General features: G+C 49.5%; 7 protein-coding genes and 1 tRNA gene. 7 read left to right on the forward strand and 1 reads right to left on the reverse strand.

The annotated features are described in order from the left end of the window. The coding region (locus V3U24_05700) for a phosphotransferase (protein MEE9166939.1) at nt 1-674 on the forward strand (674 nt) is incomplete at its 5' end. 474 nt (nt 675-1,148) lie between these two features. On the opposite strand, the gene V3U24_05705 is transcribed toward V3U24_05700, so the two are convergent. Then, nucleotides 1,149-1,224 (reverse strand) — tRNA-Leu (locus V3U24_05705). Nucleotides 1,225-1,410: 186 nt separating this feature from the next. On the opposite strand from V3U24_05705, the gene V3U24_05710 reads away from it, so the two are divergent. The 6 genes from V3U24_05710 to V3U24_05735 form a co-directional block, all read left to right on the forward strand. Beyond that, complete coding sequence (locus V3U24_05710; GenBank protein ID MEE9166940.1) at nt 1,411-1,638, forward strand: hypothetical protein; 228 nt, start codon at nt 1,411-1,413, stop codon at nt 1,636-1,638. An 89-nt stretch (nt 1,639-1,727) separates the two neighbouring features. After that, nucleotides 1,728-2,612, forward strand: a complete 885-nt coding sequence (locus tag V3U24_05715) for a hypothetical protein (protein MEE9166941.1) — start codon at nt 1,728-1,730, stop codon at nt 2,610-2,612. Nucleotides 2,613-2,631: 19 nt separating this feature from the next. After that, a complete protein-coding gene (locus V3U24_05720) occupies nt 2,632-4,011 on the forward strand; it encodes a hypothetical protein (protein MEE9166942.1) in 1,380 nt (459 codons plus the stop codon). Continuing rightward, nucleotides 4,011-4,196 carry a hypothetical protein gene (locus V3U24_05725; GenBank protein MEE9166943.1) on the forward strand — a complete coding sequence of 62 codons (186 nt, stop codon included), beginning with the start codon at nt 4,011-4,013 and terminating at the stop codon, nt 4,194-4,196. Before V3U24_05720 ends, V3U24_05725 begins: the two co-directional genes overlap by 1 nt. A 172-nt stretch (nt 4,197-4,368) precedes the next feature. Next, on the forward strand, nt 4,369-4,794 hold the full coding sequence (locus tag V3U24_05730) for a hypothetical protein (GenBank protein ID MEE9166944.1): 426 nt from the start codon (nt 4,369-4,371) through the stop codon (nt 4,792-4,794). After that, nucleotides 4,697-6,245, forward strand: a 1,549-nt coding sequence (locus V3U24_05735; protein ID MEE9166945.1) for a hypothetical protein, incomplete at its 3' end; no start/stop codon positions are given. The genes V3U24_05730 and V3U24_05735, both read left to right, overlap by 98 nt.

Consider the following 6,245-nt stretch of genomic DNA (forward strand, 5'->3'; position numbering starts at 1 on the left):
AGTGGGTGTCACTGCCAGTTCCCAGCTACGAGTACTTCTGTGAATCGCATGAAAGCTCAATTCGGCCATTTGCCGGATACAGGAAACTGCCAGGCACTGGTGGTGATACCTCGAAGATGGTTGATCGGCATCGAGTTGCACGGCAGCTAGGAGTATTCCTCGCAAGATTACACTCTTATCCTGTTGACAAAGCCAGAAAAGCGGGCGTAGCGGAAGCACGTGACCTGGTTGCGCACTGGCGGGACAAGTCCCGCGAACAGCTGAGAATGCTGAATGGTCTAAACGTGAATCTGGATCTCTTGCGTCGCTACCTTGAGAAAGATACGCCTGTGTCATTCCAAGGGTCGCCGAGTCTAGTCCACAATGACCTGTGGGCAGCGCATATTCTAGTTGACACTTGTTCGGGAGGGGTGAGTGGGGTTATTGATTGGGGCGACGCTGTTATAGGCGACCCCGCGATAGATTTTGCCTGCCTGTACACCTGGTATGGGGAGAGTTGGCTGGAAAACGTTCTGGCGCATTACACCGGCAAGTTGGACGCGGAGGTGATTTCCCGGTCACGCTATCTGGCGACGTGTGTGGCCATTCATTCCATCACGCTTGGTCGAGACCTGGGTCGCGTCCAATGGGTCGAGACTGGGTATGCGGCTTTGGAGTTGGTCCTTGCCACCTGAAGCGAGGTGGATTGGTAGTCCTGCCCATTGTTGCAAACCCTTGCAACAGGATGAAATGACTTGTCAGAAAAGGATGGCGGCTGACCATTTGACTCTGCTTGACTCAATTTGACGAAAACTATTCTACAATGAGTGTCAGCTTTCAGTGAAAGACCCCCCACCCCCTAGGGGTATTTCAATTAGCCTTTTCTTCCTTGAAAAGCATATGTTGATTTCTATTTAATGGTCGATCCCACCCCGAAATAGGGGGCATTTGAAAATTACCATGATTTCGCATCAAAGGATATCAAGTCCTATTCACTATCAGTGTAACTTCCGATATTGTTGAAGTTACACCGATACTGAAAAAACGGTATGACTCAGGTACGACAACTTTTGGTCAAAATATGCATATTTGTTCACATTTATGAAATGAAAAGGGGGTGACTGGAATCACCCCGTTCTTGTTACTTTCTCGTCGAGGATCTTCAGTACCGGAGGCCGGACTTGAACCGGCACGGCCCTTCTGGGCCAGCGGATTTTAAGTCCGCTGTACCACCGACGAACCCCCCCCAAATTTCCACCGGTTTGCCACCTGAAGGTGGTGGAAAAAAGTCCAAAATGGATTTCAGAGAAATTACCCGGAAGGCCTTGAAAAAGCGGCGTAGGAAGTGACAGGATCAACCTACCGTTGCAAAGCCAATGAGATCTAAGCTCAAGATCAGAACCCAGCGTTAGACAAGAAAGGAGAACAGCAATGAACTGCATCGAAGAAGTTGGTCACACACTTACTGAAATAAAGGCGCTCATCCGACACAATGATTTCGTGTTGGAGAAAGTCCTCGCCGAGCCAATTACGGAGTGGGACAGAGCGATCTATGGTGTCTACACTCTGAATCGGATTCTTGGCGAACAAATGGACAGGGCAATTACCGAATTTGAAGAAAAAACGATGGCCGCCACTTCTGACAAAGAAATGACATGAACGTGAAGCGCTTAGCACAAAAGGCCTGCGCTACCGGAATTCGGGTATCTTTTCTGGTGTCTGGATAGGCAAGGATCTTTCGCTGACCATTGAAAGGATTTGACAAAATCGGCATGGTGATCCTCACGAAAGCAAAGATGGACCGATCACGGCTGGCTCTCAGGCCCTCGAAGAAGGATCCTCGCAAGAAGCGCTGGCAGAGAGTTTCAGAGCCGGAGGCTGGAAAGGACATAAGACGAGCGAAACTCAAGGGATTGCAGTTCGAGTTTAGAAGAGAAGGAAATCGATGGAAGGTGTACCACGATGGTATCTTTGTTGACAGTTTGCCCGCCGGACTACCAAGGGAGCGGTCGCGAGATATCATTAGGAAACGGACCAAACAGTGGGCCAACATAGCATCGCGTCGATTTCTGCGCCCCGGAAACTGGACATTTGCCACCCGAGAACGGAGAATTGGATTTGGCCAGTACGCAAACCGTAAATGGAGCGATCCTGAAGTCAGCCCTGATTACCTGTATTGGTTGGCGTTCAGAGCAGGACGCTCCATAAAGTATGACGTTCCCGATTGGGCTCCAAAGATGGCACGCAAAGAGTTAGACTACCGCGAGCAGCAATTTCAGAAGCGCAGAGGGCTGAAGAAAGGCAAAGCCCGTTTCATATGGCACCCCGGGATTAGAGGAGGGACGTTCTATATCGATAGACAAGGAAAGGTTCGATATGGCCGCAACCTCGGAACTGCCGGACGATACAAAGTGAAGAAAGTCGGGGATTATGTCAAAGGCGACCGAGTCTACATCGGAAGAGCCTCGAAAAAGATTACGGGAAAAGTTCTGGCGTATTACCGATCAAGCAACAAGTACCTGGTTCAATTCGGAACCGTCTCCGGCAAGAGACTCACGGGTCTGTACGATCCGTGGGATCTGAGCGAGCCAATTAGTCAACTCCGATCTAAACCTGAGGTAGCAGACACATGAGCAGGATCTGGATTAATCCATGACAAAGCAATGGACAACACGCCGACCTTTTGCCAAACTCATCTTCCATACGAAGAAACGACGTGCGTTTGCTATTGGGGGTGGAGCGGACGCTATGGATCTCAACGCGACAAAAAACGTGGTCAGCATAACAACCACGAACTCCATTCACGAGATAGCGGGAACTTTCAACATTGATCTTATTTACCGACGGGACAAAGCAGGCAATCCCGTCTACTATGAAATGATCCAACCGCTGGACATAGTGGATATTTGGCTATCAAAAAGAACGAGCACCATGGTCGGTATTATAGATACAGTATCCAAACCCACCACCATGTCAGATAGGGGGCCACAGCGGAGGGTGAGAATAACGGGACGATCCCTGGGAGCTATCTGGCTTTTCGATTTGATCAAATTCTTTAAGGGAGCGATCAATCTTCCCCCCAAACTACAACAACGAAATTTGCAGCTGCAGCAGGGAGCAATTAAGTTGGAATTCTATGGCGAATCTCCAATAGAAGCAGTTACCACGCTTTATGAAAAACTTCCCGCTCTCGAGATCAAGCTCAAAGAGGCAGTGCTCAAGGATTTCATCGATGTCGGAACGGAACTGTTTGGAAGAAAGGGTGAGACCATCTACAACATGGGACTATCAGGATATAGCGGCACCATGTTCCAGTACTTCCGTAAATACGTCGCTGCACCCTTCAACGAGCTGTGGACAGACTCAAAAGATGGAAAGCTCTACCTCAGAATGCGCCCGACCCCTTTTGGCATGTTCGGCGATGAAGAGATCATAGAGAGAAAATCAAAAGCTACAGGGGCGATCGGCTGGCGCCACATTAGAAACTGGATAGATAGGGAATCCTATCACACCGTAACGCCGGACATGGTACGCGAAGAGAATCTCCGGCGGTCTCATGCCAGAGCGTACTCCATTTTTGTCGTACTCCCGGGAGACCCCTTTGTCGGCAATGAGAACCCATATACGACATTCCCTCCCTTGATCGAACCAGACCTCTACGCCGAAGTTGGAAGCCGGGACTATGCCATGAGACTTGATTATTTACCCGTTGAAAATCGGGATTTAGTCCCTGGCTCAGGTGGTACAATAGAGAAATTCAAGTTCTATCGAAACAAACTATATCTCTGGAACAAGGATAACCATCGCCTCGAAGAAGGAGCCATGACCATCCGTGGAGATGCTGACATCCGCGTCGGAGACAAAGTAAAACGGAGCGATACAGACATGACCTATTATGTGGAATCGGTATCTAACCAGTGGCAGTTCGGCATTCCCATGACCACGTCTCTCGATCTCACCAGGGGAGCCACCGACAAGTACAAACAGACGCTGTGTGACCAAGGGCTTGAATTCTTAAAGACGGTGCCGTGATGATCGATTCACCAGGACTCGTGCTTGCCATAGTAACCGCCGTGAAGCCGGAACTTCATGCAGTTGATATCGAGTTCCGCGACGACGTTGAGATCATGCCGAGCGTAGGTGTTCTGGAGCGCGTGAACTGGAATCTCAAGGTGGGATCCCAGAACACAGCCTCAATTGACTCTGACGTTCAGTAATGAAATTTGATACCTATGAAACACCGGACATTTTTGATACCTATGAAACCCAATCACTCATTGGGAGCGACATATGCGTTGCAAAGCACTAAGAACGGATGGAAAAACACCCTGCAGAGCCCACGCGATCCGGGGCAAAGACGTGTGCAGGTGTCATGGTGGACTGACTCCGGTGAAACACGGACTCTATTCCAAATATGCTCCCCCCTCCCTGAAAAGGAAAATTGAAGAGGCGGAAAAGAATCCGGAGGTTCAACTGATTGAGACACAGATTTTGTTTCAGACCGGCCTTCTTCTCGAATTCCTCAGCGACATGAAAGAGAATGGGCGCCATGTTGATGCCGAAACGGTAAGTTCCCTACTGAAAATATCGCATACCATTTCGACTTCGATTGAAAAAAACTGGCGCATAGAAAAAGAGACGAGGGAAATCTTGGGAGAGGAGTTGATCAATCGATTCATTGACAAAGTCGTTAGCGTTTTGAAGGAGATTGTACGTGATGAACGTATACCTCGAAAGGGAATTACTCACGAGCTTGCAAAAAGAATTGCGGCTCAGGCAAGGACCAGATGGGACTCAATCGACGGCAACAGATAGCCACATCTGGGCAATTCAACCTGTCCCAGTTCTCGAGTTCGCGAGCGACTATCTGGGTCTCGATACTCTTTCGGACGCACAACTGAAAGTGCTGAACAGCACTTTTGGTGACGATCCGGAACATACCTTTTTCCAGATCGAACAGGCCATCCTCAGAATAGGCCAGGGGGGAGGAAAGAACTTTACCTGTACGATCGCGGTGGTATACGCCATTTACCTCTGGTGCTGTCTGAGGGACCCCCACGAGTACTTCAACCTTGAGCCGTACGAAACATTTGATATCTTGAACTTCAGCCAGGTAAACGAACAGCAGGCCAGAAACGTGTTCTTCAAGGGATTAACTGCCGTCATGAAGAACACGAAGGACCCGGAAACAGGAGAAAACTGGTTTACCAAGTATATGGGATTTCAGATTAAGGAATTTGGGAGGGGGAACATCAAAGAAAAACAACTGACCATCCCGAGCCGACACGCAAATCGGGGAGGAATTAGCGTTTTCTGTCTCGACTCCCGGGCTCAGGCCGTAGAGGGATACCTGATTTGGATCTTCATCATGGATGAGCCCTCCAGAGCGAACACGCCCATTATGTACGCAAAGGCGCGGCACCAATTTGAGACGGCTTACACGAACTCCAAGACCCGATTCCCCATGCACCACCGGCTCGGAGTGGTTTTCGCCTATCCCGAGCAGGAGACCAACGACTTGCTGGTCGAACTCTTCGACCGTTATTCCCAAGCCCCGGCAGAAAACAAACAGGAGATCGTTGAAGGCGTGCTGACCGCGTGGTACCATACCTACGTTTTCAACCCCAAGGATCGAGAAGCTAAGAAGGCCGAGTACGAAAGGGATTACAAGACGGACCCGATCGACGCGAACCGAAGATGGCGAGCGATCGTCCCTCCGAACATTTTCGGGTTTTTCATGCCTCACATGGGGAAGATCGCGGACTGCGCCAACCCCAATTTGCCGCAACCGGTCCAGTACAAGAAGACCATTACCCGGCGAAAAGTGAAAGTGAGGGGGAAAGGTCGAGTGGTCGATTTTACCGCACTTGAACTATTGGATATCAAGGGAGATGAGAGAGACAGGCGATGGGGCGGCGACTTCGCGGTGAAGAAAGATCGATTAGTACTTGTGGGGGGATACAATGAACCATTGACGACCCCGATCACGGATCTCACAGTAAGACTTCGGGATCCAGAGACTGGAAAAGAAATTGAGGAAACCATTACGATAGAGAGCTACCCAATAGTGGATATCATTTTGATCTGGGAACCCACGAAGAACCATCCCATAGATTTCGTCAACGTCGAGGACACAATCACGGGCCTTTTTGAAAACCAGTTTCCCAACTCTCGATCACTGCACTTTGATCGCTGGAACACGGAAAGCATTAGACAGAAACTTCTTGACCTTGGGATTTACGACTGTGAGACCCTGGCATTTTCAA

The sequence above is a fragment of the Candidatus Neomarinimicrobiota bacterium genome (assembly GCA_036476315.1).
GTDB lineage: Bacteria > Fidelibacterota > Marinisomatia > Marinisomatales > S15-B10 > JAZGBI01.